Origin of the sequence: Phycicoccus mangrovi (assembly GCF_018729305.1) — a bacterium.
GTDB lineage: Bacteria > Actinomycetota > Actinomycetes > Actinomycetales > Dermatophilaceae > Phycicoccus > Phycicoccus jejuensis.
Genome location: NZ_JAHHWP010000005.1, coordinates 19,540 through 45,874, shown reverse-complemented (window position 1 = coordinate 45,874; position 26,335 = coordinate 19,540). Strand labels below are relative to the sequence as shown.

Below are 26,335 nucleotides of genomic sequence, written 5' to 3'. Positions count from 1 at the left end.
CCGAACGTTCGGAGCCGACCCCCGGACCGGATGGGTCCGGTGTCGGAGCAGGTCCGGTCAGCCGATGCCGGGCGTGCTGCCGGCCGCGAGGAGGTGCGGCCGGCCGTCGACCGTCACCTCGACCCGCGAGCCCACCGGGGGCGGCGGGGTGTGCGAGGTGCGCGCGCGGACGAGGACGTCGGCGGTGTCGAGGTGCACCTCGACGAGCGCGTCGTGACCGAAGTAGGCGACGTGGCGCACCTCCCCCGTCGGCGCCACGGCACCGGTCCGGGCGTCGGCCAGGCGCAGCTGCTCCGGGCGGATCATCACCTCGACCGGGCCCGCGGCGGCGCGGCGGTCGGCCGGGAGGTCGCCGAGCGCGCAGTGGACGACCCCGGCCTCGAGCACGCCGGGGAGGAAGCAGGCCTCGCCGAGCGAGAGCGCGGAGCGGCGGTCGGCCGGCGACGAGTAGACGAGCGAGGGGGCGCCGACCTGGCTGAGCCGGCCCTCGTGCATGACGGCGACCTCGTCGGCGAACGAGAGCGCCTCGGCCTGGTCGTGCGTGACGAGGACGACGGTCGCGCCCTCGTGCGCCAGCGCGTCGGCGACGGCCTCGCGGGTCGTGGCGCGCAGCTCGGGGTCGAGTGCGGAGAACGGCTCGTCGAGGAGGACGACGCGGGGGCGCCGGGCCAGCGCGCGGGCGAGCGCCACCCGCTGCTGCTGACCGCCCGAGAGCTGGTCGGGGCGGCGGGAGGCGGTCTCTGCGGGCAGCCCGACGAGCTCGAGCAGCTCGGCGACGCGCTCGCGCGCGCGACGCTCCCGTCGGGGCAGGCCGTAGGACAGGTTGGCCGCGACGTCGAGGTGCGGGAAGAGGTTGCCCTCCTGGGCCACGTACCCGAAGCCGCGCTTCTCCGGGGGCACCCACGTGCCGGGGCCGGCCACGAGCTCGTCGCCGATGCGGACCTCGCCCGCGTCGGGGCGCATGAAGCCGGCGACGACCCGCAGCAGCGTCGTCTTGCCGCAGCCCGACGGGCCGAGCACCGCGGTCGTCGTCCCCGAGGCGACGGTGAGGTCGATGCCGTGCAGCACGGGCGTGCGAGGGTGCGACGCGGTGATGCCGGTGAGGCGCAGGGCGGTCACGGGGTGTGCTCCTCGGGGCCGCTGCGCAGCAGCAGCCAGGTCAGGGGTGCGGACAGGAGGACCAACGCGGCAGCGTACGGCGCGGCGGCCGCGTAGTCGAGGGAGGCGCTCGCCTCCCAGAACGCCGTCGACAGCGTCCGGGTGCCGGTCGGGGCGAGCAGGAGGGTCGCGGTCAGCTCGGTCGAGACGGCGATGGCGACCAGGGCCGAGCCGGCGAGCGTGCCGCGCAGCATGAGCGGCAGCTGCACCCGCACGAACGTCCGCAGCGGTCCGTCGCCGAGCGAGCGCGCGGCGTCGGAGAGCTCCGGCGGCACCGCGGCGACGGCGGCCCGCGTCGACACCATCGCGCGCGGGATGAAGAGCACGACGTAGGCGAGGACGAGCACCGCCGAGGTCTGGTAGAGCGAGCGGGCCCACGTGATCGAGAGCGTGATGAGCGCGAGGGCCACGACGACGCCGGGCACCGACGAGGCGAGGTAGCTCACCCGCTCGACGAGCACGCCGAACCACGTGCGCCGGCGGGCGAGCAGCCACGCGGCGGGCAGCGTGGCGAGCGTGGTGACCAGGGCCGCGACGAGCGCCAGCCGGACGGTCGACCACAGGGCGGGCCAGAGCACCGTCGGCTCCAGCGCCTCCTCCGGGCGGGTGAGCCACGTGCCCGTGACCCAGGCGGGCACGCCGACGGCGAGCACGGCGAGCGCGGTGACGGCGAGCAGCGCGAGAGGCGTCGCCCGGCCGAGCCGCGCCCGGGCCGGGCGGCGGGCCGCGCCCGAGCCGACCCGGACGTACCGGGTGCGACCGCGGGCGAGCAGCTCGACGGTGAGCAGGGCGACGGCGAGGCCGACGAGGACGAGGGCGAGGACGCTGCCGGAGCGGCTGTCGAAGGCCACGTCGAACTGGTCGAGGATCGCCGTCGTGAAAGTCGGGAAGCGGAGCATCTCGAGCGCGCCGAACTCCGACAGCAGGTGCAGCGCGACGAGCAGGACGCCACCGAGCAGCGCCGGGCGGACCTGCGCGAGACCGACCTTCGCGGCCGTGCGCCACGGGCCGAGCCCGAGGGCACGCGCGGCCTCCTCGAGCCCGGGGTCGGCCGAGCGCAGCATCGCGGCCACCGGGAGGAAGACGAACGGGAAGTACGACAGCGTCGTCACGAGCACCGCTCCCCCGAGCCCCTCGAGGCCCGGCAGCACGGTCGACCACGCGAAGCTGTTGACGAATGCCGGGATGGCCAGCGGCGCGACGAACAGCACGCGCCACAGGCCGGCGAGCGGCAGGCTCGTGCGCTCGACGAGCCAGGCGGCCCCGACGCCGAGGACGGTGGCGAGCGTGCCGGTCAGGGCGACGAGCGCGAGCGTGTTGCGCATCAGCTCGCCGACGCGCGGGCGGAACAGGAGCGCGGCGACCTCGGACGGCCCGGCCTCGAAGGCCTTGAGCGCGACGACGGCCAGCGGCAGGAGGCACACCAGCGCGACGAGGGCCGCGCCGAGGCGCAGTCCGGGGCTGCCGGCACCCGGCCGACGACGCCGCGGGGACGCCGTCGACGCCGACCCCGGCGTGGGGGTCGGCGTCGTGACGGGCGCGGTGGTCGACACCTAGAGCAGACCGGCCTTCGTCATGAGCGAGATGACCTCGGGGCCGTTGAGGGTGAAGGGGTCGATCTGCGGGGCCTCGAGGGTGTCGAGCGGCGGCAGGGCGGGGTCGGAGGCGGCGTCACGGCCGACCGCGTACTCCTTGGAGGCCGTGGTGCCGAGCGCCTGCTGTCCCTCCTGCGAGGTGACGAAGGCGAGGAACTTCTGCGCGTCGGCCTGCTTCGTGCTGCTCTTAAGGACGGCGCCGCCGGAGAGGCTGACGAACGCGCCCGGGTCCTCGTTCTTGAAGTAGTGCAGCTTCGTATTGCCGCTGCCCGACTTGTTGAGCGCCTGGTCGCGGTACCAGTAGTAGTGGTAGATCACGCCCATCGCCGACTGGCCGGCGTTGACGGCCTTCATCGTCGCGATGTTGTTCTGGTAGACCTTCGCGTTCTTCTTGAGCGCGTCGAGCCACGCGGCGGTCTTCTCCTCGCCCTGTGTCGCGAGGACCGCAGAGACGATGGCCTGGAAGTCGGCGCCCCCGGCCGCGGCGCCCCACTGGCCGGCGTACTTCGGGTCGGCGAGGTCCATGAGCGAGGACGGCAGGTCCTGCTCGGAGATCTTCGAGGGGTTGTAGACGAGCACGGTCGAGCGGGCCGCGATGCCGACCCAGTCCTTCGACGACGGGGCGTAGTCCGGGCCGACCTGCGCCAGCGTCGAGGCGTCGACCGGCGCCAGGAGGCCGGCGCGCTCGACGGTCGTCATCGCCGGGGAGTTCTCGGTGAGGAAGACGTCGGCCGGGGAGCTGGCGCCCTCCTGGACGATCTGCGAGCCCATCGAGGAGTCGTTGCCGTAGCGGACCTGCACCTCGATGCCGGTCTTCTCCTGGAACTCCTTGCCCCACTCCTCGGTGAGGTTCTTGTGCTGCGCGCTGTAGATCGTCAGCTTCGAGGAGTCGAGGTCGTCGCCGGCCTCGAGGGTGCTCTCACCGCAGGCGGCGAGGCCGAGCAGCGCGACGAGCGCGGCGGCCGTGGCGGACAGGGTCCGGCGTCTCACCGAGTCATCCTCCGTCTGTGTAGGGAAGGCTTGCCTAACTCGGACCAGCGTAACGGAGCGCGAGGCGTGCCCACGACCGGCCCGGGGCGCGAGACGGATCACACCGCTCGTCTTGCGTTAGGTGTGCCTAACCTTATTGACTGTCCGCCGTGCCCACCCTGCTCGCCACCGCCCCGCTGCCCGGCGCGCCGTCGCCGACGCTCGCGCCCGACGGCGTCAGCCTGACGCGGCTCGCGGCCCTCGGCGGGCGGACCGCGCTGCACACGGCCGACGGGCCGGTGTCGTACGCCGACCTCGCGGCGCGCGCCGCCGACGTCGTCGGGCTGCTGCCCTCGGGGCGCTCCCTCGTCCACGTCCGGGCGAGCGCGACGGTGGCGACGGTCGTCCAGCTCGTGGCGGCGCGGGCCGCCGGGCACGTCGTCCTGCTCTCGGCCCCCGGGCGCCCCGCGCGGTCGCTGGCCGAGGCCTACGACCCCGACGCCGTCCTCGCCGCCGAGGGCGTCGACGTGCTCCGGACGACGAGTGCGCACGACCTGCACCCCGAGCTCGCGCTGCTCATGAGCACGAGCGGGTCCACCGGTTCGCCCAAGCTCGTCCGGCTCTCGCAGCGCAACCTGCTGGCCAACACGGCGCAGGTGCGGGCGGCCCTCGGGGTCCGCCCCGACGACGTCGCGGCCCTCACCCTGCCGCTCAGCTACTGCTACGGCCTGTCGGTCCTCCTGTCGCACCTCGATGCCGGCGCGTCCGTCCTCCTCACGGACCGCTCGGTCGTCGACGACTGCTTCTGGGAGCAGGCGCGCGCGGCCGGCGTCACCACCATCCCGGGTGTCCCCCACACGTTCGAGCTGCTCGAGCGGAGCGGCTTCGCCGAGCGTTCGCTCCCGACGCTGCGGCAGCTGACGCAGGCGGGCGGCCGGATGGACCCCGAGCGCGTCCGCCGCGTGGCCCGGCTCGGCCGCGAGCGCGGCCACGAGCTCGTCGTCATGTACGGCCAGTGCGAGGCGACCGCTCGGATGGCCTGTCTCGCAGCCGATCTCGTCGAGGACCACCCCGACTGCGTCGGCACCCCGGTGCCCGGTGGGTCGGTGCGCATCGACGACGGCGAGATCGTCTACGCCGGCCCCAACGTGATGCTCGGGTACGCCGAGCGCCCCGCGGACCTGGCGCTCGGCCGCACGGTCGACGAGCTGCACACCGGCGACCTCGGCGAGGTGACGCCCGAGGGCCTCCTGCGCGTCACCGGGCGGCGGGCACGCTTCGTCAAGGTGCTCGGCCACCGGGTCGCCCTCGACACCGTGGAGGGTGCGCTGCGCGCCGACGGCCACGACGTGCGCGTCGCCGGGCGCGACGGGCTGCTCGCGGTGTCCGTCCGCGGGGCGTCGTCCGCGCCGGCCCGGGAGCGGGTCCGCCGGGCCGCGGTCCGCGCCTCGGGGGTGCCGGCCGACGCGGTGCGCGTCGTCGCCGTCGACGAGCACCCGCTGCTGCCCTCGGGCAAGCCGGACCACCGCGCCGTCCTCGCGCAGGCCGCGCCCGCCGAGGTCGACGCCGGGGCCGCGACCGTCGAGACCGACGCCGGGGTGGCGGCGCTGTACTCCACCCTGCTGCACCGACCCGCGGCGCCCGACAGCACGTTCGCGTCGCTCGGCGGCGACTCGCTGTCCTTCGTCGAGGTCTCGGTGCGGCTGGAGGAGCTGCTCGGCCACCTCCCCCGCGGCTGGCACCTGATGACCGTCGCGCAGCTGGACGCCGTACGCCGCAGCCCGGTTCGTGCGTCGGGGCTCCGCCTCCCCCGCTGGCGCACCGTCGAGACGAGCGTGGCCCTGCGGGCCCTCGCCATCGTCCTCGTCGTCGGCACGCACACGCACCTGTTCACGCTGCAGGGCAGCGCCAACGCCCTCCTCGTCGTCGCCGGCTTCCAGCTGGCGCGCTTCCAGCTCGCGAGCCCCGACCCGGGCGAGCGCAGCCGGGGGCTGCTCGGCGCCGCGCTGCGGTTGGCCCTCCCGACGCTCGTCGTCGTCTGGGCGGCGCACTTCCTCCTCGGCCTCTACGCCCCGCGCAACCTCGTGCTCATGAACTGGGCGCTCGGCGCCGAGCACCTCGGGCCGCCGTGGCGCTTCTGGTTCGTCGAGGCCCTCCTCGTCGCGCTCGTCGGCCTCGGGCTGCTCGTGCGCCTCCCCGGCGTCACGGCCCTCGACCGGCGCCACCCGCTGCTGTTCCCGGTCGGCCTGTCGGTCGCGGCCTTCGTCGCCTTCCGCCTCCCGGTGCTCGACCTCCCCACGCCGCGGATGCAGGGCGCCGCGCTCGTCGTGCTCCACCTGGTCCTGCTCGGCTGGGCCCTGGCCCGGGCCACGTCCACCGGGCAGCGGCTGGCCCTCACCGCGCTGTCCGCCGCGATGGTGATGACGTTCTCGGGCAACCCGTCCCGTGACGGGCTGACCCTCGCCTGCGTGCTCGCACTGCTCTGGGTCCCGACGGTTCGCCTGCCCGGGCCGGTGGTCCCCGTCGCGCGGGTGCTCGCCTCGGCGTCGCTGTTCGTCTACGTGGCCCACTGGCAGGTGCTCCAGTGGACCTGGGGGCTGCCCGAGCACGGGCCCGCCCTCGGGCTCGTCCTCGGCACGGCCGCGGGCCTCGCCTACTGGTGGCTGTGGACCGGCCCCGTGACGCGCGGCTGGTCCCGCCTCACCGCCCTCGTCCGGGCGCGGGGACCTCAGTCGGCCTTGGCCTCGCCCCAGCCGTGCCAGTGGCTGACCTCGACCCAGCAGCTGATCCGCCGGCGGTCGCGCACCCGGTAGTCCTGGCCGCCGTAGAGGTTCGAGAGCCGGTCGATGTCCGCCATCGCCCGCTCCGGGTCCTCCTCCCACCGCACGATGCGGCCCCGGACGCTCACGTGGGTGTACCAGCTGCCCTCCTCGAGGGCGGTGAGCGCGACCTCGGGCCGCTCGCGCATCCACGCCACGCGCGCCCGCTCGGCGTCCATGTTCAGCAGGACCGTGCCGTCGTCCTCGAGGAGGTACCAGGTGGCGACGGACATCGGGGAGCCGTCCGGCCGCAGGACCGCGACGACGGCCGGGTTGGGCCGGCGGAAGAGCTCGGCGACGTGTGGGGGCATCGGGGCCTTGGGCACGGTGGGTCTCCTCGATCGGCAGCCGGCGGCGGTCGCCTCCAGCATGCCTGCACGAACGCACCGCAGGTGCCCCGGCGCCCGGCCGGTTCACCGCCCGTACGGTGGGGTGATGGCGAACCGGCTCGCGGCATCCCTCTCCCCCTACCTCCTGCAGCACGCCGACAACCCCGTCGACTGGTGGGAGTGGGGCGACGAGGCCTTCGCCGAGGCGCGTCGTCGGGACGTGCCCGTGCTGCTGTCGGTCGGGTACGCCGCGTGCCACTGGTGCCAAGTGGCAAGACCTGTCGTGATTCGTGCCGGGCTGTGCTGAAAATCCCGTATCTCCGGGCTCTTTCGTACTGGCGCGTGCCGCCTCGTCCGCCCCGACCCGGTCGCTCCAGAGGTTTCGCGTGTCTTGCGCGTGTGTCTTCGCAGGGTCTGGACGCCGCCCTGCTCCAGCCTCCCACGCGCGAGCACGACAACGCCCCCGGCCGTCGTCGCGGGGGCGTCAGCCACGGCTGAGGTCTGAGCCACACGTGATGGGCAGGCCCGACACCGCCGGCCAGCGTCGTGCTCGCCAAGGCGGCCTCCAGAGCGCTACCGGCTCCAGTCTCCCGAGCGGGCCGCGTCTTGGGCCCTCAGGCCGTCGACCCCCGCGACGAAGGCGTCGAGGCCGCCGGCCGCTACCAGCCGCGCCGTCAGCGTCGCGATTACCAGGACCGCGGCCTCCCCCTCAGACGCGAGGGCCGCGACCGCGTCGCCGCGCGGGTCAGCGGACCCGAGCGACTGCATCGCCGCGACCACCTGGCTCTCGAGCTCGCCCGGCGGCCGACGGGTCAGGGCGAGGAGCGCCGGGTCCGTGACGGGGTCCACCACGATCTGCAGCCCCCGCTCCCCCGGCCCCCGGCCCCGGTCGTCGACCGCCCTTGCCGTCGCGTCGAGGAGGTGCAGGCCGGCCCGCACCAACGGGATGGTGGGCACTCCGGTGCCAAGCTCGCACACGTCGGCGAGCGAATGCCCCTGGACAACCGCCCCCGCCGCCTTGACGGCCGTGGCGGCGACCGGCGAGCAGCCCCTCAGGTCGACCCGGCGCCCGGTCACCCGGTGGAGTCCTTTCCAAGCCGGGCCGCCCTGCGCCGCTTCAGCCGTGCGGGCGACTGGTACACCTCGTCGAGGACCTCGGCCATCAGCTCGATGACCTCCTCGGCCTCCTCCGCGGTTGTCGGCTCTACGAAGTCCCCGTGTGCCATGCCGTTGCCGAAGTGCCGCACCTCGTGTGCTTGCTCCTTCGTGTGCTCGCGGATGTGGTCAGCCTCTCGGAGCGCGTCGATGCGAGCAGCCAGGTTGCCACCCCCTGCCCCCTTGTCCTTCGCTATTGCCTCGACGACCGCCCGGGCGAGCGACCCGGCCGCGCGGTGAGCGCCCACCGCTAGGCAGAGGGTGGCCTCGCTGGCGGCCTCGGAGATGTGCCGCGGGACGTCGGGGAACTCCCGCTGCTCCCCCCACACGGGCCGCCACGACGGGTTGACCCAAACCTCCTCGTCCGCGGCGGTGGCACCACCGAACACCCCGGGAGCCCTGTTGTCTCGCTCGACCCACTCCGTAGCGACACTCAGATGTTTGCAGTTCCGGCACACGTAGGCGGCCTGCTTCTCGTATCCGTAGTCGCTGAGCGACACCGAAAAGTGGAGCGCGGAGGCCCCCTCCATCTGAGCCAGCCGCCCGCAATGCCCGCACGTCGTGTCCGCCATGCGCTGCACGATAAGCGCCCAAAGGGGTCCGAGGCTCGCGAGGCCGCGGTGTCGGCGCCGAGCCGTAGCATCCCCATATGAGTGGACTAGAGCCGGTCGCGGTCGCAGGCAAGGTGGTGGAGGCCGCCGCCAAGGCCGAGCGGGGAGACCCGGCGGACCGCGCTGCCCTCCGCGAGATCGCCCGCGATTCGGGCGCCCTTGACCCTGCGGCGCGAGCTTTTGCGAAGCGCCTTGCGGTCAAGGAGCAAGTTCGGATGAAGATCTGGCAGCCCCTCGGGATGCTGTTCGGGATCTCGCGCGACTACTTCGAGAACGACTTCGCCGAGGAGATGGCCGACCGCGTCGCGGCCATCCCGGAGGAGAGCCTCGTGACCCCTGCCCTCAACGTCGCCGGGCCTACGGTGCAGGGCATCGCCTTCACGGTCGACGAGCCGGACCTGCGCGCCATGTACCTCAACCTCCTCGCGACGGCGTCGGATTCACGGGTCTCGTCGGGGGCCCACCCGTCCTTCGCCGAGATCATCCGTCAGCTGACATCCGCCGAGGCACGTGCGCTGGCGACGCTGCTCACGGACGTGAACTACCCGATCGTCGAGGTCCGGCTGCAGGGGCCGTCCTCGCCCGACGCCCCCGGCGCGACCGGCTACAACGTGCTGGCCACCCACGTGCTCAACTGGACGTCATCCGGACAGCAGGTGCAGGACCCACAGGGCGCGCTCCAGGTGGTCAACTGGGTTCGTCTGGGTCTGGTCACAGTCGACTACGCGACGTCGATCACCGACCCCGCCGCGTACGAGTGGACGGAGACCCACCCCGTAGTCGTCGCGATGCGCGGGAGGTACGACAAGACCGACGCACCGAGGGTGACCGTAGTGCGGGGAGTCCTCAGCGTCACCCCGTTCGGGAGAGAGTTCGCGCGCGTGGTCATGGGCTCCGAACTAGGCGAGACCTCGCCCCCTCCGGCGGCCTAGACCGGCCAGTCGACCCGCGTCCCGTCGGGCATAAGCGCCAGCCCGACCTCGCCGCGCCCCGGGAGCGCCGGCTCAGCTGCACTTCACGCCATCTGTGGCCCAGTCGGGATATCCCTGCTCAGGCCCGCTCTTGGACCCGGTTCAGGTGCTCGGAGAGGGTGTGAACCGCCCTGAGCACCGGCTCCGGCAGCATGGACAGGTCCGCGCTGGCCAGCAGGGCGCGCACCAGGGACCTCGCGCGTGCGAGCTCGCCGGCTGGAAGCGTGGCGGCGGTGCGGGCCGCGGACAACACGGCGTGCAGCTCGCCGACGTCGGCCACAAGACGCGCAACGCCGACCTGGTCGGGCGAGATGCCTGTGGCGTGAACGTCCAACCAAGCCCTCAGAGTCCGCTCGTCGGTGGCCTGCTCGGCGGACCGGCTCAGGTAGCGCCACCAGGGTCCGGGTGTGGCCACTCGAACCCGGACCTGCTGACTGCGCTGGTCGGCCGCCAGGCCGGCTGCGTCCCGCAGCACCTGCTCGTACGCCTCCCGGCCAATCTCCACTTCCGGCAGCTCCGGAACCGGTAGCAGCGGCTCGTGGCCGTTCTCCCAGGCCCAGCGTCGCCAGGTGACGTGCCGGTCGCCCACCTCGAGGGCCACCGTCAGCGCGCCGCACTCTAGGTCCCCGCACGGGCACATGAGCACCGGCACCCGCGTCGGGTCTTCGAGCCAGTCCTCGGCCGGGACTGCCCCGGTCAGGACCTCGACGGCGCGCTCGTGAGCCTCGAACAGACTCTCGTAGCTGCTGTGCCTGGTGCTGCGGCCCAGGTCCGTCTCGGCGAACTGGTCGCTGACGCCGCGGCCGTCCAGGACGAACTCGACCCTTTGACCGAAGGTGCGCTCGAACCAACGGCCTCGCTGCAGGTCCCGGCTCAGCCGAACCGAGCCCACCGTCAGGTCGCTGGTCACCCGCGTGGCGCGTGGCGGCACCGGGGAGATGCCGGCGTGGAAGGCGACCACACGCCGGGTCTGCTCCGGCAGGGTTGCTCGGGTCAGGAGCTCGGAGAGCTCCGAACGCTGCGCACTCGTCATGGGCTGCCAAGTGTTCGCCGCGTCCCGGGTCAGCCAGGAGGCGACACCGGCGATGCCGACCGCGGCGATGCCCCGGTCGGGGTCGGTAGCGGCGCGCACGTCGGCCAACACGCGATCCCAGCCTCCCGCTGCCCGCTGCAGGCGCCGGGCCGCCCTGCGCGAACCGGCCTGGCTCGAGGACCACGCCTCCCGGGCCAGCGCCGAGCCGGGGTGGGTGCGCGCCAGCAGGCGGGCCGCGCTGGTGGCCACCTTCGGCGAGGGGTCCAGCAACCGCGGCGCCAGGAGCGAGGGCCGCTCGGCGGGGTCAGTGTGCGCCGCCAGCACCGCGAGGGCGGCGGCTCGCACGCGTGGCGAGTCGTTGTTCGACCGTGCCGCGGCGGCGGGCACGTCGCGCCGGTCTCCGGACAGGGAGAGCTCGCTCAGGACCGCGGCCACCTCGCGCGGGAGGGACTGCTCGTCGGCCAGGACCCGCCGGAGATGAGCCTCCACGTCGAGTCCAAGTCGGCGCGCCCGGGAGGCAGCCTGCGCACGCACTCGCGGGGCCCGCGCGCTGAGCAGGTCGGTCAGCACCTCGCGGTCGAGCAGGTCGTCGGGCAGGCCCGTCAGCGCCGCGAGCTGAGCCTCCACCCGCGGGACGTGCAGCAGAGGAAGCAGCTCGCTCGGGGACGCGCTGCGGGCCAGCCAACGGGCCGCCGCGGCGCGCACCCACTGGTCGCGGTCGCGCGTTGCTGCCTCGACGAGGAACGTGGCGTCGAGCAGCCCGGCGCGGTAGGCCTGCTGCAGCGTCCAGCGTCGAACCGACCGACGAGAGCTGCTCCGCAGCAGGGCAAAGCGCGCAGCAGGCTCCTGCGGCAACGCCTCCACCACCCGAGCCATCGCCTCCGGACCGTGACGCCGACCGCTTCCGGCGAGCGCGACATCCAGAGCGACGGCGGCGGCCTCCGCGTCGACCAGAAGCGGGAGCGACGCGGCGGCCGCCCGTACCTGGGGGACGTGGTCCAGCAGCCGGAGGGCGAAGACACCCGCGACCGCCGGCAGAGCCCGCGATGGCACACCGCCGGACAGCACGAGCACAGCATCGGCGCGCACGTACCCCGAGGTGTGCAGCGCAGCGGTGACCGCGACACGAGCGCCCTCGACAGTGCCCAGGTCGGCACGTGCCAGCGCGGCGCCCCACTCCGGACCCGTCACCGGGCGTTCTTGGTCGTGCCATGCCCGCGCGGCCTCGTCGAGAGCCAACCAGTCGGTGCCGTTCAGGTCCGACAGCGCCACCAGCAGGTTCCGGGCCGGCCGGCGCCCGCCGGCGAGGTCGAGCGCGAGCGCGCGAGCTGCCACGGTGTCCACGGCGATCCCCTCCGTCGCGGTCGGTGCGTGTCGAGCCTCAATGGTGCCAGCAAAGGGGCGCACCAACTGGGCCTCTTGGCCAAGGTCCACGTCCCGGCTGACTCCGCTCACCTTCTGGCGCTCGCTCAAGCTGCACTCTTTGGCCCCAGCATCTTCGCCGATCATTCGCGCCTGTCGGCGGCCACCGGTTGACTGCACCCGTGAGCATCGACCCCTGCCGGCGGTACGCCGCTATCGGCGGCCCCGACAGCACCCACGCCGTCGCCATGCCGAGCGACCACGGCCGAGCGCGTGACCTCAAGGCCGCGTGGGTCCGGTTCTGGTGCAGCACAGCCATCGGCGGGTGCGGAACCGAGCTGACCGCCCGCGTCTCCGGGGACCGCATCCCGCACTTCGCTCACCGCTCCGGAGTCCGCTGCACCGGGCTGGGCGACCCACGCAGCCACGCCCTCGCGTGGGAGCACCTGGTGATGCAGCACGCGCTTCAGCGGTGGCTGGAGAGCCTCGGCTACGACGTCGAGCTCGAGAGGAAGGTCGTGGGCGGCCGCGTCGACGTGCACGTGAGCACGGGAGTGGGCGAGCACGTCCTGGAGGTGCAGCGCTCACCGTTGTCGGTGCATCGTCGGGTCAGCCGCACCGAGCTGTACTCGGTGGATGCCCGCACCGTGTCGTGGCTGTGGGACAGCCCTCGCCGCGACGGCGAGGCCGACCTCCAGCTGCGCAGCGACGGCATCGCGTTCACGACTCGGCTCGACGAAGCGGGCGTGGTCCAGGTCGGCACCCTGTGGCGTGTGCACGACCCGGCCGACCCAGCCAAGTCCTGGGACGTGGGCTACGACGACCTGGACACCTGTGACCTCGACCAGCACGGCCTGCGGACTTCCCACCGCACCTTCGCCCTCCAGGCCACCCGCATCTTTCTCGAGGAGCAGCAGGAACGCGACGCGCAGGAGGCACAGCGCCGAGCACAGGAACGAGCGCAGCAACAGGATGCCCGGCGCCAAAGACAAGAAGCGGAGGCCCGAGAGGCGCAGCGCAAGAGGGACCGCGAGCAACAAGAGCTCGAGAACGTGCGAGCGAGACTCGCGGCCGTCCGCGACGGTGACGGGTCACCGCACTCGCGCCCTCCGGCTGAGTGGATGCCGCCTTCGCCGGTCGCGCGTCGACCGACTCAACCCCCGCCGGACAAGGTGGTTGCGCCGCACACCCTCGCGATCGCGCGCATGCAGCGCCCCTTGGGCGAGTGGACCCCGCCGGGCGGCTGGGTCGGCCTCGATGAGCTCCCTGAGCGCCTGCACGAGTCGGCGAAGCACCTCACGCTATGGGTCCGCGAACGGTTCGGCGCCAGCGGCCTCGACGACCTGCAGTGGGACGACGTCCCCGACCCGGAGCGGGAGCAGGTGGCATGGCTGCTGCGCCGCGGCTACATCCTGCTCAACGCCAAGGGCAACCGGTGGCTGCGCGCGTGAGGCCGCGTCGGTCGTCCTCGCGCAGGTCGGCGGCTATTGCGGGGGCCGCAACACGACAGCGGCCATGACCAGCGCCTCCTGGACGTTGGCCGGGGTCACGACGCAGAGGCGAACGGCTACCTGGACGGTGTCGAGCTCCTCCGGTGTGCAGGCCAGCAACGTCTGGCGCAGTTCGGCGAGAAGGTCGATACTCACCGCGGCGTGCCCTGCCCGGTGATGTGACGGGGTCCCGGTCGCCTCGAGCAGGCGCGTGACCTCCGACGGGTCGAGCAGTGCTTCGACGACCCCCGCGAGGTGTGCGATGAGGTCGTCGACAGGACTCACTCCGGCTCGTCAAGCTCGTAGAGCTCGGCGAGACCGGCGCCGGTCAGGCACGAGGCGCCGAGCTCGCGCAGACCGAGGGCGAGGTGCTCGAGCCGGTCCCAGGCCTCTTCGTCGCTCGGGAAGGGCCGGCGGTGCTGGCGTCGCCAGAGCTGCAGGGCGAGGCGGACCGGCACCGTGGATAGGACGTCCGTGTCGGGGCAGGAGCGGTCGTGCAGCAGACAGGTGGCAGGTCGGAAGGTCACGCTCCCGCAGACCACGCAGTGCCGGCAGTCCTGGGCTTCCCTCGAGGCAGGCGCCGTGACCAGCACGCGGGTGCAGGTGTGGGACAGCACCTCGTGGCATCGCTCCCCGCAGAGCTCGTACCCGACGCCGGCGAGAGCGACCACGTGGAGGCGCTGGGGATGGAACGTCATAGTGAGCCTCCGGAGGGTGCGCGATGGAAGTGCGCTTCCCTTGGTGCCGTGATGTTTTCGCATGTCACCGGCGAGCCACGCTGGTCCGCGACACGCCGGGGGTGTCCCCGCGGGGTCGTACTGTGGTCGTGGAAGTACTACGCCTCGGCACCCGGCCGAGGTGGCGGGCTGCGAGGCGTAGGTCGTGCTGTGGACGTTCAAGAGTCACTGTGCCCACGCCGGTCAAGACTGCACGGGGCTGGTCATGGTGACATCGTTAGATGTTGAGGCGGGGGGGCTCTGACCTACTTGCGGTGCTGTCTCTTCTTCTCTAGTCCTTCCTGTGCAGACAGCGGCCAATCTGATTCAGACACAGTTCATTCGCGGTCAGCGGCTGTCCGTGCTGTTGCGGTTCTGCGCTCGTACTGAGCAGCCACCCGTCGCGCTCCCACGTCATAGATCTCGACTCTCCAGGTGTCAGCGCAGGTTGGGCTGCTCAGCAGAGCAGGGCACCTCCGAGGTCAAGGAGCTGCGCTGCGCGGCTCTGGTCTCTTGTAGCGACCAACCATGTGTCACCAGCGATCTGTCGCACTCCACGGTTCGCCAGAAACTCAGTGCACTGGACGTCGGCAAGTGCGATCTGCAGCTCGCCAGGCGAAGAGAACTCCCGGAAATCACCAGTGCTGCAACCCCCGCCATCACAGGCGATTCGACGGGCCTCCTGAGCAGTCCCTACACCCTCGGAGAGTCCGTCCTCGCCGTAGGCCTGTACGGCGCCGACATCGCGAGCAAAGAACAGCGTCGCGCCGACTGACGCTGCAACCAAGGCCAGCGCGGCAACGAGGCACCCGGCGACCAAGCGCCAGCTCCGCGAGCGGATGGAGGTGACGGCAGCGGGTGAGGAGGACGTGTCGGTATCAGGCACCGCGAAAGAGTAGAAGGTGCTGCCATCAACTGAGGGCCAGTCGGAAGAATCCAGTGGCAGTGACATTTTCGGCACCACCCTTGCGGCGGAGATGCCGCGACGAGAACCGCGCGCGCCAGGTCGTCAACTGGCCTTCGCTCTGCATCGAACTTGCCTGAGTACGGTCGGCGCAGCAGCGTGGGCCACCTAGCCGGCATCTTCTGGCACGGCACTCCGCCCGACCGGCTCCTCCATCGTCGGCCCGGTGGCGGCGACGTCCGAACTGGTTCGGGGATGGCGCCAGTCTCGGGTTTGCCTGCGGTGGCGCGCGGCTGGCATCTAGGGTGCTCCAGTTGGTCGCGGTGGTCTGACGGCACTGCGAGGCCGCATCGACGCGACCTGAAGCTGTACCGACTCCCACAAGGACCCTGATGCCCTCTCTGATGCCCCCTGCCAAGTTCGTCGTGTCAGACGGTCGCAACGAGATTCATGTGACCTCGACCCGCGCCAAGGACCCGCGCCCTCTGGCCCTGATTACCGGGCACCTGAACTTCGACGAGGCCTTCTGGCCGGTGGTGGCCGGCAAATATCCCACGGAGGCACTGAAGTGGCCGTGGGAGTTAGCCGAGGTGCTCCACAGAGCTTACGCAGAGGCGGCGAGCGACGTGGGGTGGCGCACCAGGGACACTCTGTTCCGCATCCAAGGCAAGGCGATCGAGGCAGACTTCTTCGACACCGGGGTGCCAGTCGAGGACTGGCGGGCTCTGCGGGAGGTACTCCGCCAACATGGCCAGGACAAGCAGCTGGTGGATCTGGCTGTCGGGATGGTGTGCACCGACCCGGAACTCGGGGTCGTCGACGCTGTCAACGCCGCGGTGGCCGCGATGGCACCATCCAGGGCGTGAAGGTGCGGGTCCGTTGGGCACACGGTGCCCGCACGGCCCACACGCTTCGGCGGGCAGAGCGGCGGCGCCGACTGGCTGCCGCGATTACCGGGATGAAGCGGCGCCCTGTACGGGAGGGGATGTGAGAACGATTAGTGTCCGTTGGATTGCAACAGAGGCGATTTGATCGCAAACACCACGCGAGCTTGGCGGCAGCGTTCGTTGGCATGGCCGACGAGGAGGCCGCGGTCGTCGCCTCCCGGCTGCTCGACGGCGCAGGCTGAGACACGGAAGAGCCCCCTCCGCTCTCGCGGGAGGGGGCTCTTCTGCGTGCTCTGGCGTCAGCCGCTGGTGCCGATGCCGCCGCCGGAGACTCCCGTGAAGAGGGTCAGCGCGACGATCACGAGCAGGGCGATGGCGCCGAGGGTGTAGGCGACCGGCTTGTCACGGCGGAACACGATGGCCGTGACCACCGCGAACACCAGCGCGAGCCACAGGTTGGCCACCGTGAGCAGGATGGCGACCGGCACCGCCCACCACCGGCGAATCGCCGAGTCGTTGCGGTGTGCCACTTGTGCAGTCATGGTCAACCCTTCCTGTCTCAGCCGCCGCTGGAGTGGCCGCTGTTGCTGGAGGACCCATCGTAGTGCCCGTAGGTTCGAGCCGTGATGGTCGCGGCGTTGAAGCAGCCGACCTTTACGACACACTGCTGGAAGTTGTGCGAGGCCTCGGTCTTGACCCCTCCGAGCGAGCGCCCGTTGTAGGTGTAGAAGCCCTCCGAGAACTCCTTGTCCACCCACGCCCAGCCCCCGGCGGCGGCGAGGGTGGCGACGTACTTGTTGTTGGTGGACGACGCGCAGGTGACACGGCTGCCGTTGTAGTAGAACGTGGTCCGCACGACCACCTCCATCAACTTCGTGCCGTAGACGTTCTTGATCCACTGGTTGCGCTGGACCCAGGTGCTCTTGCCTGAGCAGGTGCCGATGCGCTGCGTCCCTGCACCGTCCTTCGTCGTCGTCGTCGTCGGGTTGACCCCCGATGACGAGTCGCCGCCGAACTCCACCGGCGTTGCGGCCACGACCGCCGGGTCCTTGACCGCGGCGGCTGCCTTGGCGCCGTCAACGCCCTTCGCCACCAGGGCGGCGTAGGCCTTCTGCTGGACCGGCGTGCGCGGCTCGGCGCCCTGAGCGCTGGCAACCGGGCCGGCAAGGAGCCCCAGCGCGGCAACGGCCACGCCCACCTGCTTCATCACTGTTCGTCGCATCATCACTGTTCGTCTCAATCCCATCACTTGCGGGGTGGGGCGGAGGGAACAGCTCCCCCCGCTGCTGCGGACCCTCCCATCGAGCCGCCTGCGCCGCCACTCGAAGGCCCAAAAACGGCCGTTAGGGACCCAAGTCGCGATCTCGAGGCTGCGAACGGACGTTGTCAGTTGGTTTGCGCGAGGACCCTCCCGACGCCCTGGTCGATGCTGGCTTCCATCAGCGAGTACTGCCCGAGCGCGTGGACCCAGCTCGAGCCCCCCGGGGTGCGCCGCGTGCGCTCCCTCGCGCGGGTGGACGAGCCGCCACCAGCTCCGGTCGCCGCATCGGAGGTGCAGCCTCCACGGAGGCCGCCGGGTCTGGCGCCGCCGGCGCCCAGGCCGCGCCGGGAGAACAACCCCCTGCGCGACCTTCCCTCCGTGCAGGGTCGTGACGAGCGAGCACGCCACGTCGGTTCCTCCCGCGAGTCACCGGGGGGTCAGGGCGTCCGCATCCAGCGGGCCGGCTTCAACACCCCGGACGAGGCCACGCCGGGCTTGGGAGTACCAGGAGTGGCTCCTCTACGGCTTCGCGGAGGTCGAGCGCGACGCCTGGACGGCCGAGGGCTTGCGTGTCTCTCAGGCCAAGGTGGCGCGCGACCTGCGTGACGCTGGTCTGGTCCCGGCTGACCTGCAGGTGCAGCTCTACGGGTGGAGCGTCGCGGCTCGCGTGGCTAAGGGCGAGGGCGCCAAGCACGTGGCCCGGATGCTGGGTCGGCAACGCGCCGCCGAAGAGAGCGGCTAGACCGGGTGGCCAGGCATGACCCGACGCCTGCCGGGCCACATCGGCCCCTCTTCCCACCCGGCTCCGGCGGCCATTCCTCATCGAGAACGTCCCGAGGTCCGCCCCGGGTTCAGCCGCAGCTGGCGTGGTGGAGCCGGCGCAGCCCGGCGATGTCCCCGGCTCCGAGCCCGGGGGCGCCGTAGGGGCCCATGAGCTGCTGGGTGCGGCTGGGCACGTGGTCCAGGCCCAGGGTGTGGCCGAGCTCGTGGGCCAGGACGCTAGCCATGCCGTCGACCGCGAATCCCGGTCGCAGGTGGGCCTGGGTGTTGACCAGCACCACGCTCGTGCTCAAGCGCCAGTGGGCATTGTCGACGAGCGGCTGGACCTCCGCGGTCGCGGCCGCGAGGGGGTCGTCGAACCCGCGCACGCCGGGGCGGGCGGAGGCGACGAGCACCTCGGGTGCGCCGCCTCCGGGGTGGTGGCCGGCGCGGGTGGGTACGGCCCGGGTGTAGACGACCTTGAAGCGGTACCCGCTGGCGCGGCTGATCCGCCGCACGGCCTCGCGCAAGTCCCGGGCGGTGTGCGCGGGCAGCCCGCGGCGGTTCAGTGCGACGACGATGGTCCGGCAGGGCCAGACCGCCTTGGGGCGGCCGTGAACAGTCCCGTGCAGGAACCGGTAGTCGCGGGCGTGCTTGCGGCTGAGCGCGGCTGGTGCGGGCTTCGTGCGCGCCGCTGCGGCAGCGGCAGGCGCCTTCGCCCCGGACGGAGCACGTTCCACGGTGGCCGGGGCTGCGGGGGCAGCTAGCAGGACGGCCGCGAGAGCGGTCACGGACAGGAGGCGACGCACAGGGGTCTCCTTTGGGGTTGCTGGGATGGCAGCCGGTGAGAGTGCGGCGTTGAGCCTGCGCTGCACTACCTCTGCCGCACCCCTCACCCGTCGTCCCCTGGGCGCGGTTGAGAGAGTGTCGGCCGCTGTGGTGCTGGACCGGTGACACCGCCACGTAGGCAACCCAGCAGGCGAATCGGGTGGCGGTGCGACGGAAGGGGCTGACAAGAGTGCGGCTCACTCGACCGCCTTGGGGGTGTGCCGAAGTGAGTTGAGGCGTTGCCCTGTGGCTTCAGGTGACGTCTGACCCGCGACGCTGCGATGGGCAGCCCCCGTCAACGCGCCGGCTCAGCCACTCCAGCCGCCTGTCAGAACCTATTGGTGTAGCCCGAACGGGTGACGTCGGTCCCTCGGTTCTGAGGCTTTCGACCGACGAAGTGCCTGGACGTGCGGCAGCCCCCGCATCCGGTGGGGTCGCGGGGCTGCCTCGGGGGGAGGGCGTCAGACTAGCGCCAGATGCGTGCCCCGGTCATCGATGCCCCACGGATGGGCTCGAGCTCGGAGCGTGGGGCGGCCGGGGCATCCCCACGGCCTAGACGGGCGGCTGAGTGTCGGCGTCCACCAGCGTGTGACGACGGCCCGAGACGCGCTGGACAGGGTTGCGTCGGCGATTCGGGACGCTTAGACGCCGAAGCGCACCCCCGACAGGCCTGGAACAACCTTGCCCGCAACACGACAGGTGCACCATCGCGCCACACCCTCGCTGTGGGCAAGGTGCGCACCCCACGCGATCCCCTCCTGACCTGCACAAAAACCCCGAAACGCGTCCTGTGCAGCACTCCCAACGGACGTCCCGGCGCGACGCGCAACAAAAGGATGCGATGCACCCCGCGCACCCCGAGGAGCGCACCCTGCGCGCACCACAGGGGCGCACCCCCCTCCAGGTGCAGGCGCACCCCTGGAGCGCACCACCGAGCACCCACTGGAGCCCCCCCTCCCGCCGGCCATCGACCCGCCCCAACAGCCCGTCCGAAGAAAGTTCGGGCAGACCCTTGCGTCCCACGAAGCGGTGCGAACTGTCCCCCCTGTCAGCGAGACCCCACCCCCCACCTACCTCCGCTGACAGAGAGGTTCCACAGTGACCATCCCCCCGCTGCGCACCCGCAAGCCCACGGGCCGCATCCCTTTCCCGCTCGTCCTCCTCGAGGGCGGTGAGGGCTCGGGCAAGACCTACGCCCAGCTCGCCCTGTCGGCCGACCCCCGCATCAAGGAGGCGTTCCACATCGACCTCGGTGAGGGCTCCGCCGACGAGTACGCGACCCTGGGCACCTACCGGGTCGTCGAGCACAACGGCACGATCGAGGACATCCTCGGCCAGGTCCGCGCCGTGAAGGCGCACGCCGTCGAGCAGATGGCCGCCGACCCGTCGGCCGTCGTCGCGCTGACCATCGATAGCGTCACCGCGCTGTGGTCGATGCTCAGCGACGAGGCGCGCGCCACCGCCAAGGCGCGCGGCAAGGAGGACCCGACGATGGCCCTCTGGAACAAGGCCAAGATGAAGTGGCGCGCCGTCATCGACGAGCTGATGACGTTCCCCGGCGTCTGCGTCGTGACCGCCCGCGGCCACGAGGTCGCCGAGGTCCTCAACGGCAAGCCGACCACCGACAAGGTCTGGAAGGTCCAGGCGCAGAAGGACCTCGTGTTCGACGTCAACGTCATCGTCCGCTTCGTCGGCCACCAGCAGGCGCACCTGGTCAAGGCGCGCTCCCTGCGCTCCGAGCTGGCCATCCCGGAAGGCCGCACCCTCAAGATGCCCGGTTTCACCCTGGCCGACCTCATCTTCGACCGGATGGGCTGCGGCACCGAGCCGACGCAGGTCCGCGAGGTCGTCCCGCTGGCCGACACCGATGGCGTGCACGTCAACGACGTGAAGGTCGCGCTGATGGGTGCCGTCACCGGCGCCGACCCGATGTGCGCCGACCCGCGCGCGGTCGCGGCCGAGCGGTGGGGCGCGTTCGTCGCCGAGCACGGCGAGCACGACTTCTACCCGGTGCCCGTCGTCGAGCAGCTCATCCAGGGGGTGGCGGCGTGAGCGAGGACCTGACCTCGAGCGTGCCGTGCGGCCGCACCAGTTGCGGCAACCCCACGGACTGGAGCAACACCGTGCAGGTGGCCGGCTACACCGCCGACGGCGGCCTCATCGCCGTCGAGCTGTGGATGTGCGACGAGCACCGGTTCGGGGGCGCGCGATGAAGCCCACCGCCCGGCTCGTGCACGCCATCCTGCTCGAGCACTGCGACGAGCGCTCCCGCACCACCATGCGCAACGCGGACATCGCGGCCCTGGCCGGCCGGAGCAAGCGCATGTGCGAGATGGCGCTGCGCGAGCTGCGCGAGGCCGGCGTCATCGAGACGACGTTCCACCCGGAGACGGCCGAGCGCACCATCATTTGCTGACCTCGAGCGCAGCTGCCACCCCCGCGGGCACCACGTCTCGCGGGGGTGTTGGCGTGCGCGGCAGGCTCCTTGCGTGACGGGGGGGTGGGTGCGCGCACACAGTCGTCTATGTCCGCGCCGTGGGGGTGTGGGCTGGCCGACGCTGGGTGCTGTCACCCTCCGTCCCGAGGGACCGCCGGTGTGGGGCGGCGGTCCCTACGCATGTCCAGGGGTGCGGGCACGAGGACACCCCCGCACCGGTGAGGGTGCGGGGGTGTCGTGCGGTGCGGGTCAGATGTCGCTGGTGATGGCGCGCAGCTTCGCCCGGTACTCGGCCGTGCGGGCGCTCTCGGCCTGCGGCATCGCGTAGGGACGCACGGTGCGGTTGGACGGATCGAGGAAGCGCAGCTCCGGCCCGATGAAGTCGAGGTCGGCGACGAACCGGCGGCCGTCGCGGTTCTTCACGCACAGCAGCTCGTGGGAGCAGTCGGGGCTGGGCAGGCCGACCTCGGAGGTCTTCCACTGCTTGCCGTCGCCGTCGGAGAACGACGTGGGCAGGGTGGTCCCGAAGCCGCCGGGATTGAAGGTGCCTCCCCCGAACCCGCCCCCACCGAAGCCGCCGCCACCGAAGCCGCCGCCGTCGCTGAAGCCGCTGGCCGGCGGCGTGGCGATGGGGTGCTCGACGGAGTCGTCCTTGCGGTGCAGGAGCAGGAGTACGTCGCTCCATCGGTTGACCCCATCCGACCCGGCAATCTGGAGGGCGTCGGGTCGTGCCTGGGCGTTGCGCGAGTCGGGGCGCTTGAGGTGCGCGAGGAGCCACACCGGCACGCCGAGACCGGTCCCGGACTGCGCCAGCTGCGCGAGCCGCTCCATCACCGCGGTGATGAGCTCGTCGCTGCGCATGCTGTTCCGCACGCCCGCGGGGGCCTTGATGCCGGTGAGGTTGTCGACGAACACGGCGCGCAGGTCGGGGTTCTCGGCAGCGAACTGGCGCGCCGTCGCGTCGATGACGTCCACGCTCTGGCCCGAGACGGGGCACAGGTAGAGACCTGAGGACTCCAGCAGGGCGAACGCGCGCTGGATGCTCTCGACCGTCGCCTTGGTGACGTCACGCTTCATCGTGCTCGACTCGACCTGCGCGAACTGGGCCACGATGCGCTGCGCGACCTCGAGCAGGCCCATCTCCGTAATGAAGTAGAGGACCTTGCCCGTGGACCCGTCCACGCCGGACTGGCGCGTCGCGATGGTGCGGGCCACGCCGAGCGCCCACGCCGTCTTGCCGACGCCCTCACGCGCTCCGAGCGTGACAAGCCGGCCACCCTCCACAACGAGGTACTCGTCGACCTCTTCGAAGCCGGTCCGCTCGCCGGGCACTGCGTCGTTGCCGTACTCCTCACGCAGCTCCAGCTGCCCGATGATGGCGTCGGCGAAGTCGGAGATGTGGCGCACCTCGGCCCGCTGGGCGGGCTTGGCCGGCCTGGACTGCGTGGGACGGAACGCTGCCATCTCCGGCGGGTCGAGGGGGGCATGGCTGGCGTATAGGTGCTGCAGGTCCGCGAACGCCTCCTCGAGGCTGAACGGGCTCTCCTCGGTGCTCACGCGGCCGCCCCGTTCCGGTAGCAGCCCATGAGGTAGGCGATGGGGTTGTTGGCCTCGCTGACCTTGGGGTCCGTCATGCGGACGATGACGTCGAAGCCGTGGGCACGGCGCATGCCGTGCAGGGCGCGGACCGTGCCGTCGGCCAGGCTGTTGCCGTCCCGCGTGAGGAGGCGCTGCGCGGCGTGGGTGACGACGAGGTTGAGCAGCGTGGCCTCGCCGATGCCCTTGACCGCGGCGTACTTGGCGGCGGCCTCCTGCGCTCCGCTGTAGGCGACCTCGTAGGCCTCGATGATGGGCACGTCGTCCTTGGTGGTGGTCGCGACGAGCTTGTCGCACACGGCCCACACGCGGTCCTTGACGACCTTGACGGTCACCTCCAGCTCGTCCACCAGGGCGGGCTGCTCCACGACCTCGACAGGGGGCTGCGTGGACTGCGGCTCGGGCGTGACCTCGACCTGGGCTGCGTGGGACGAAACGGTGGCCTCCTGGCAGGACTGGCACTCGGGCTTCGGGGCGACCTCGTGCTTGCCCTCACGGTGGAAGCGCCGCAGCTGCGACGCCTGGGACGTCTTCGCACGGGTCGTGGAGCCGGCGCGGTCGGCCTGGTTCTTCGACCAGCCGGGGAAGATGTAGAAGTCCGAGTCGTCGGCGTCGAGCTCCAGCAGCCCACGTGCGACAAGCTCCTTGAGGCTGGCCTGCACGCTCTCGATGGTGTAGCTGCGCGGCAGCAGCAGCGCGACGGACTCGGCGTCGGACCACACCCGGCCCTCGCCGGCGTCGTTCATCAGCAGCAGGTAGGGGAACAGGCCGTGGGCGTCCTGGCCCAGGCGCAGCAGGCGCTGGTCGGTGAGCGCCTTGACGCGCCAGACCACCCAAGCGCGGCCGGTCGTCGTGGGGATAGAAGTCATCTCTGCAGGCCCTCCTTGAGCCTGGTGTCGGTGCGGGTGCTCGGGGTGAGCTGCCAGGTTCCGCTTGCGACGTCCGGGGACAGTGCGCACTGCCTTGAGTCGCGCAAGGGGCCTGCGCGAGGACCCCTCCCGTGGTGAGGGAATGAGTGAGGCCCCCACCGCCTGGCAACGGTGGGGGCCTCGGGAGCGGAGATGAAGACGCTCACAGGCCACTGTCCGCGCGGAACGCAGGGCCGCATGGGGGTGGCTGAGTCGGGCTCGTGGGGGCTTGGCCGGCCGCACGGCTCTTCTCTCTTCTTCTCTTCTCTCTTCTTCTCTTCTCTAGTTCAGTCGAGGTCTGTGTCTGACCTCGCGACTGTCAGTCAGGCCAGTTGTCTGACCCCGCGACTGTCAGTCAGGTCAGCTGTCTGACCCTGACTGACGCCTCTGATGTGGCCCGACTCCCAGCACGGCTGCGCGAGATCTCCGCCCACCCCGACGATTGGGACGCCGGCTCCGATAGCCACCATCCGCACACGGCCTCCGCCGTCAGTGCATGGCCGGCACCAGCGGCAGCGAGCAGTGCCGCATCGACGACGACCCGCTGAGAGGGCGGGGGCGGCAAGCTCCTGTCAACGGGCCTGCGAACCATCGCTCATGCCGATGAGCGCTCGGTTGTCGCCGGCGCGGGCAGGCTTGAGGGTTCGGCCAGTCCGGGCGTCGCGATTGGAGCACAATGCGTCGGTGCAATCGAGATGGACAGTCGTCCTACTAGTCGCTGCCCTCTTTGTCGGAGGGTGCGCGGGCGCGACCCCGGTGTCGCCGGGTGGGGGTCAGGCGAACTCGACACCGGAGAACACGATGACGGATGACGACGACTTTCCCGCAGCCGCCCCGGCCTTCGCTGCCCACTTCACCGACGCGGTGTACAGCGACCCCGATGGCGAGTTCGCGCCCTTCGGGACTGACGAGGGCTTCGACATGCTCTACGAGTGGGCCGACCGTCGCGACGAACTCGACTCGAACACCACCGTCGCGGACCTGGTCGAGCAGAGCGGCTTCTCTGATGTCGTCTCTAGACTAGAAACTCAAGAGGGACCGGGGATCCCCGCACCTGGAGGGCAGGTGGACGCGGCGACCATCACCATCGGCGCTGGCTTCACGCTGCTGCGCTTGACGGGCCACATCGATGAGGCGGGACGCAAGAACACACTTAAGGCCCTCGACGTCCTCATCAATCGCTACGACTCGCCCGCGGAACTCCTGCGCCAGCGAGCCGACCTTCAGTCCTGGACCGGCTGAGCCCTTCTCGCGCACTCGCGCGGTCATGCCGCAACGAGGTGCGGCAGGGTAGGGGGGTGGACGCGAGGACTCTGGCATTCGCCGCACTGGCGGGTGACCTGCCGGTGGCTAGCGATCCCCGGCCAAGCCGTCGGAACAGGTACCGCCTCCTGGCCATTAGCCGAGAGGACGACTGCGCCGTTGTTGCCGTCGTGTCGTTCGCTCGGCAAGGGGTGACTGTCACCTACGGCAACTTCAAGCTCGAGCTGGGAACGTGGCGCTGGGTCGGCGGCACCGGCCGTGACTTGGACTGGGACGAGATCCCGCCGCTGCCTCAAGGGCAGAGTCCCGTGACGCTCCTGACCTCGGGTGGTGGCTCCGAGTTTCCGGCTTGGAGTCATGTCCGTCTGCCTCAGCAGAGCGAGCTTGCCGTCACCCCCGGCGAAGGCTCGACGCCCGCGCCTGCCCACCTCATCAGGTTCGACTGAGGCACCAAGACGTCCGCTCATGCCGCAGATCGTCAGGACCGAACGGGCGCAACATCCGCTTAGCGAGCCGGCCGAACCACCGCTAGGACTCGCTGTGCGAAGGCAGCGGCTCGTCCCTCAGCGCCCAAGCCCTTGACCACGTCAGCTAGGTCGTCCACGGAAGCGGTCGACACGCGGCCCTCGCTGCTGACGACTCCGGCGATCCAGGCGTCAAGCGCTGCGGCGAGCACCTCGTCATCGTTCTCCGGTGGTGAGGCCATGGAGTACGCCAAGCCGAGTTCGGACCAGAGGCGTTCGAGGTCGCCTACCTGGGTGGCCGACAAGTGGTGCATGTCGCCAGTGTGTCAGTGCGGTTCGCTTCCGCTCATGCCGCAGATCGCGCGGTCCGATCGTTGAGGAAAGATCGCCTCATGCCGTGGAAGCCCGCGTTCCCTTCATTGCCCCCACACCCGGCGCAGAGCTTCGACTTCCGGGTGGCGGAAGTGCGCGCCATCGGCGACAGGCCTGTTGGGCACGTGCTCGTGTTCGCAGAGCCATATGCGCAGCAGAGTGGTCACCTCTGGTGGAAGAGCTTGTCCCACCCGCACATGACCCTAGAGATCTGGTCGTACATCGACGGCAAGTTCGAGGACACGTTTCTGTCCGACGTTGGAGGCGCTGTCGAACGCCTGCAGCGCGGCGAGTGGCCCGTGTGGCCGACCGACGATGACGATGATGCGCGGACCTACTTGCTGCGGTGGGTGGATGCTGACGAGTCACGCCGAGTGTCAAGAGAAGCGTTCGGTCTGGACCTAGATGACGAACGGCGGCGACGCCAGCGCATCGCGTGAGAGCAAGC

The 26,335-nt window shown here is 71.4% G+C and carries 24 protein-coding genes and 1 pseudogene; 11 read left to right on the top strand and 14 right to left on the bottom strand.

Annotated elements, in window-relative coordinates; genetic code table 11:
* Window positions 1-57: 57 nt before the first annotated feature.
* From KMZ30_RS02590 to KMZ30_RS02580, 3 genes are read right to left on the bottom strand one after another with little or no spacing between them, the layout of a single operon-like run.
* Window positions 58-1,119, bottom strand: a complete 1,062-nt coding sequence (locus tag KMZ30_RS02590) for an ABC transporter ATP-binding protein (RefSeq protein WP_215511289.1) — start codon at window positions 1,117-1,119, stop codon at window positions 58-60.
* Window positions 1,116-2,711, bottom strand: coding sequence for an ABC transporter permease (locus KMZ30_RS02585; RefSeq protein ID WP_215511288.1), 1,596 nt, complete (start codon window positions 2,709-2,711; stop codon window positions 1,116-1,118). Before KMZ30_RS02585 ends, KMZ30_RS02590 begins: the two co-directional genes overlap by 4 nt.
* Complete coding sequence (locus KMZ30_RS02580; protein WP_215511287.1) at window positions 2,712-3,743, bottom strand: extracellular solute-binding protein; 1,032 nt, start codon at window positions 3,741-3,743, stop codon at window positions 2,712-2,714. It lies immediately after the preceding gene.
* A 149-nt stretch (window positions 3,744-3,892) separates the two neighbouring features.
* Between KMZ30_RS02580 and KMZ30_RS02575 the strand changes: the two genes are divergently transcribed.
* Window positions 3,893-6,535, top strand: a complete 2,643-nt coding sequence (locus tag KMZ30_RS02575; RefSeq protein ID WP_215511286.1) for a non-ribosomal peptide synthetase — start codon at window positions 3,893-3,895, stop codon at window positions 6,533-6,535.
* Here KMZ30_RS02575 and KMZ30_RS02570 read toward each other — a convergent pair.
* On the bottom strand, window positions 6,451-6,867 hold the full coding sequence (locus KMZ30_RS02570) for a pyridoxamine 5'-phosphate oxidase family protein (RefSeq protein ID WP_215511285.1): 417 nt from the start codon (window positions 6,865-6,867) through the stop codon (window positions 6,451-6,453). The two genes, KMZ30_RS02575 and KMZ30_RS02570, sit on opposite strands and share 85 nt — an antisense overlap.
* Window positions 6,868-6,976: 109 nt before the next feature.
* Between KMZ30_RS02570 and KMZ30_RS02565 the strand changes: the two are divergent.
* Window positions 6,977-7,141, top strand: a pseudogene (locus KMZ30_RS02565) (DUF255 domain-containing protein); the annotation flags it as partial.
* A gap of 302 nt (window positions 7,142-7,443) precedes the next feature.
* Here the strand turns inward: KMZ30_RS02565 and KMZ30_RS02560 are convergent.
* Together KMZ30_RS02560 and KMZ30_RS02555 are read right to left on the bottom strand one after the other, a co-directional pair.
* Window positions 7,444-7,947, bottom strand: a complete 504-nt coding sequence (locus KMZ30_RS02560) for a hypothetical protein (RefSeq protein WP_215511284.1) — start codon at window positions 7,945-7,947, stop codon at window positions 7,444-7,446.
* Window positions 7,944-8,597 carry a DUF4145 domain-containing protein gene (locus tag KMZ30_RS02555; RefSeq protein ID WP_215511283.1) on the bottom strand — a complete coding sequence of 218 codons (654 nt, stop codon included), beginning with the start codon at window positions 8,595-8,597 and terminating at the stop codon, window positions 7,944-7,946. Before KMZ30_RS02555 ends, KMZ30_RS02560 begins: the two co-directional genes overlap by 4 nt.
* 116 nt (window positions 8,598-8,713) lie before the next feature.
* Here KMZ30_RS02555 and KMZ30_RS02550 point away from each other — a divergent pair, with 116 nt between their 5' ends.
* A complete protein-coding gene (locus tag KMZ30_RS02550; RefSeq protein ID WP_215511282.1) occupies window positions 8,714-9,568 on the top strand; it encodes a DUF4393 domain-containing protein in 855 nt (284 codons plus the stop codon).
* A 118-nt stretch (window positions 9,569-9,686) separates the two neighbouring features.
* Here KMZ30_RS02550 and KMZ30_RS02545 read toward each other — a convergent pair whose 3' ends face one another.
* On the bottom strand, window positions 9,687-12,113 hold the full coding sequence (locus KMZ30_RS02545; RefSeq protein WP_215511281.1) for a hypothetical protein: 2,427 nt from the start codon (window positions 12,111-12,113) through the stop codon (window positions 9,687-9,689).
* A 71-nt stretch (window positions 12,114-12,184) separates the two neighbouring features.
* Here KMZ30_RS02545 and KMZ30_RS02540 point away from each other — a divergent pair, with 71 nt between their 5' ends.
* Window positions 12,185-13,453: a competence protein CoiA family protein gene (locus KMZ30_RS02540; RefSeq protein ID WP_215511280.1), complete on the top strand. Its 1,269-nt coding sequence runs from the start codon at window positions 12,185-12,187 to the stop codon at window positions 13,451-13,453.
* A 33-nt stretch (window positions 13,454-13,486) separates the two neighbouring features.
* On the opposite strand, the gene KMZ30_RS02535 is transcribed toward KMZ30_RS02540, so the two are convergent.
* Window positions 13,487-13,777: a hypothetical protein gene (locus tag KMZ30_RS02535; RefSeq protein ID WP_215511279.1), complete on the bottom strand. Its 291-nt coding sequence runs from the start codon at window positions 13,775-13,777 to the stop codon at window positions 13,487-13,489.
* Complete coding sequence (locus tag KMZ30_RS02530; protein WP_215511278.1) at window positions 13,774-14,019, bottom strand: hypothetical protein; 246 nt, start codon at window positions 14,017-14,019, stop codon at window positions 13,774-13,776. Before KMZ30_RS02530 ends, KMZ30_RS02535 begins: the two co-directional genes overlap by 4 nt.
* A 1,485-nt stretch (window positions 14,020-15,504) precedes the next feature.
* Between KMZ30_RS02530 and KMZ30_RS02525 the strand changes: the two genes are divergently transcribed.
* Entirely contained in the window at window positions 15,505-15,978 is a 474-nt protein-coding gene (locus KMZ30_RS02525) for a hypothetical protein (protein WP_215511277.1), read from the top strand.
* A 320-nt stretch (window positions 15,979-16,298) separates the two neighbouring features.
* Here the strand turns inward: KMZ30_RS02525 and KMZ30_RS02520 are convergent, their stop codons facing one another.
* From KMZ30_RS02520 to KMZ30_RS02510, 3 genes are all read right to left on the bottom strand, one after another.
* Complete coding sequence (locus tag KMZ30_RS02520; protein ID WP_215511276.1) at window positions 16,299-16,541, bottom strand: hypothetical protein; 243 nt, start codon at window positions 16,539-16,541, stop codon at window positions 16,299-16,301.
* 17 nt (window positions 16,542-16,558) lie between these two features.
* Entirely contained in the window at window positions 16,559-17,206 is a 648-nt protein-coding gene (locus KMZ30_RS02515; RefSeq protein WP_215511275.1) for a hypothetical protein, read from the bottom strand.
* A gap of 905 nt (window positions 17,207-18,111) precedes the next feature.
* Window positions 18,112-18,828, bottom strand: coding sequence for a zinc metalloprotease (locus tag KMZ30_RS02510; protein ID WP_215519848.1), 717 nt, complete (start codon window positions 18,826-18,828; stop codon window positions 18,112-18,114).
* Window positions 18,829-19,945: 1,117 nt separating this feature from the next.
* On the opposite strand from KMZ30_RS02510, the gene KMZ30_RS02505 reads away from it, so the two are divergent.
* From KMZ30_RS02505 to KMZ30_RS02495, 3 genes are read left to right on the top strand one after another with little or no spacing between them, the layout of a single operon-like run.
* Window positions 19,946-20,899: an AAA family ATPase gene (locus KMZ30_RS02505; RefSeq protein ID WP_215511273.1), complete on the top strand. Its 954-nt coding sequence runs from the start codon at window positions 19,946-19,948 to the stop codon at window positions 20,897-20,899.
* Window positions 20,896-21,060, top strand: a complete 165-nt coding sequence (locus KMZ30_RS02500) for a hypothetical protein (RefSeq protein WP_215511272.1) — start codon at window positions 20,896-20,898, stop codon at window positions 21,058-21,060. The genes KMZ30_RS02505 and KMZ30_RS02500 overlap by 4 nt, the downstream gene beginning before the upstream one ends.
* Window positions 21,057-21,263, top strand: coding sequence for a helix-turn-helix domain-containing protein (locus tag KMZ30_RS02495; protein ID WP_215511271.1), 207 nt, complete (start codon window positions 21,057-21,059; stop codon window positions 21,261-21,263). Before KMZ30_RS02500 ends, KMZ30_RS02495 begins: the two co-directional genes overlap by 4 nt.
* A 270-nt stretch (window positions 21,264-21,533) precedes the next feature.
* Here the strand turns inward: KMZ30_RS02495 and KMZ30_RS02490 are convergent, their stop codons facing one another.
* Together KMZ30_RS02490 and KMZ30_RS02485 are read right to left on the bottom strand one after the other, a co-directional pair.
* On the bottom strand, window positions 21,534-22,841 hold the full coding sequence (locus KMZ30_RS02490; RefSeq protein ID WP_215511270.1) for a DnaB-like helicase C-terminal domain-containing protein: 1,308 nt from the start codon (window positions 22,839-22,841) through the stop codon (window positions 21,534-21,536).
* Window positions 22,838-23,749, bottom strand: a complete 912-nt coding sequence (locus KMZ30_RS02485) for a hypothetical protein (protein ID WP_215511269.1) — start codon at window positions 23,747-23,749, stop codon at window positions 22,838-22,840. Before KMZ30_RS02485 ends, KMZ30_RS02490 begins: the two co-directional genes overlap by 4 nt.
* Before the next feature lie 840 nt (window positions 23,750-24,589).
* On the opposite strand from KMZ30_RS02485, the gene KMZ30_RS02480 reads away from it, so the two are divergent.
* The 3 genes from KMZ30_RS02480 to KMZ30_RS02470 all read left to right on the top strand — a co-directional run bounded on the left by KMZ30_RS02480 (window position 24,590) and on the right by KMZ30_RS02470 (window position 26,327).
* On the top strand, window positions 24,590-25,030 hold the full coding sequence (locus tag KMZ30_RS02480) for a hypothetical protein (protein WP_215511268.1): 441 nt from the start codon (window positions 24,590-24,592) through the stop codon (window positions 25,028-25,030).
* 212 nt (window positions 25,031-25,242) lie between these two features.
* Window positions 25,243-25,497 (top strand): hypothetical protein, encoded by a 255-nt coding sequence (locus tag KMZ30_RS02475; RefSeq protein ID WP_215511267.1) that lies wholly within the window; start codon window positions 25,243-25,245, stop codon window positions 25,495-25,497.
* A gap of 410 nt (window positions 25,498-25,907) precedes the next feature.
* Complete coding sequence (locus KMZ30_RS02470) at window positions 25,908-26,327, top strand: hypothetical protein (RefSeq protein WP_226901629.1); 420 nt, start codon at window positions 25,908-25,910, stop codon at window positions 26,325-26,327.
* Window positions 26,328-26,335 lie beyond the last annotated feature (8 nt).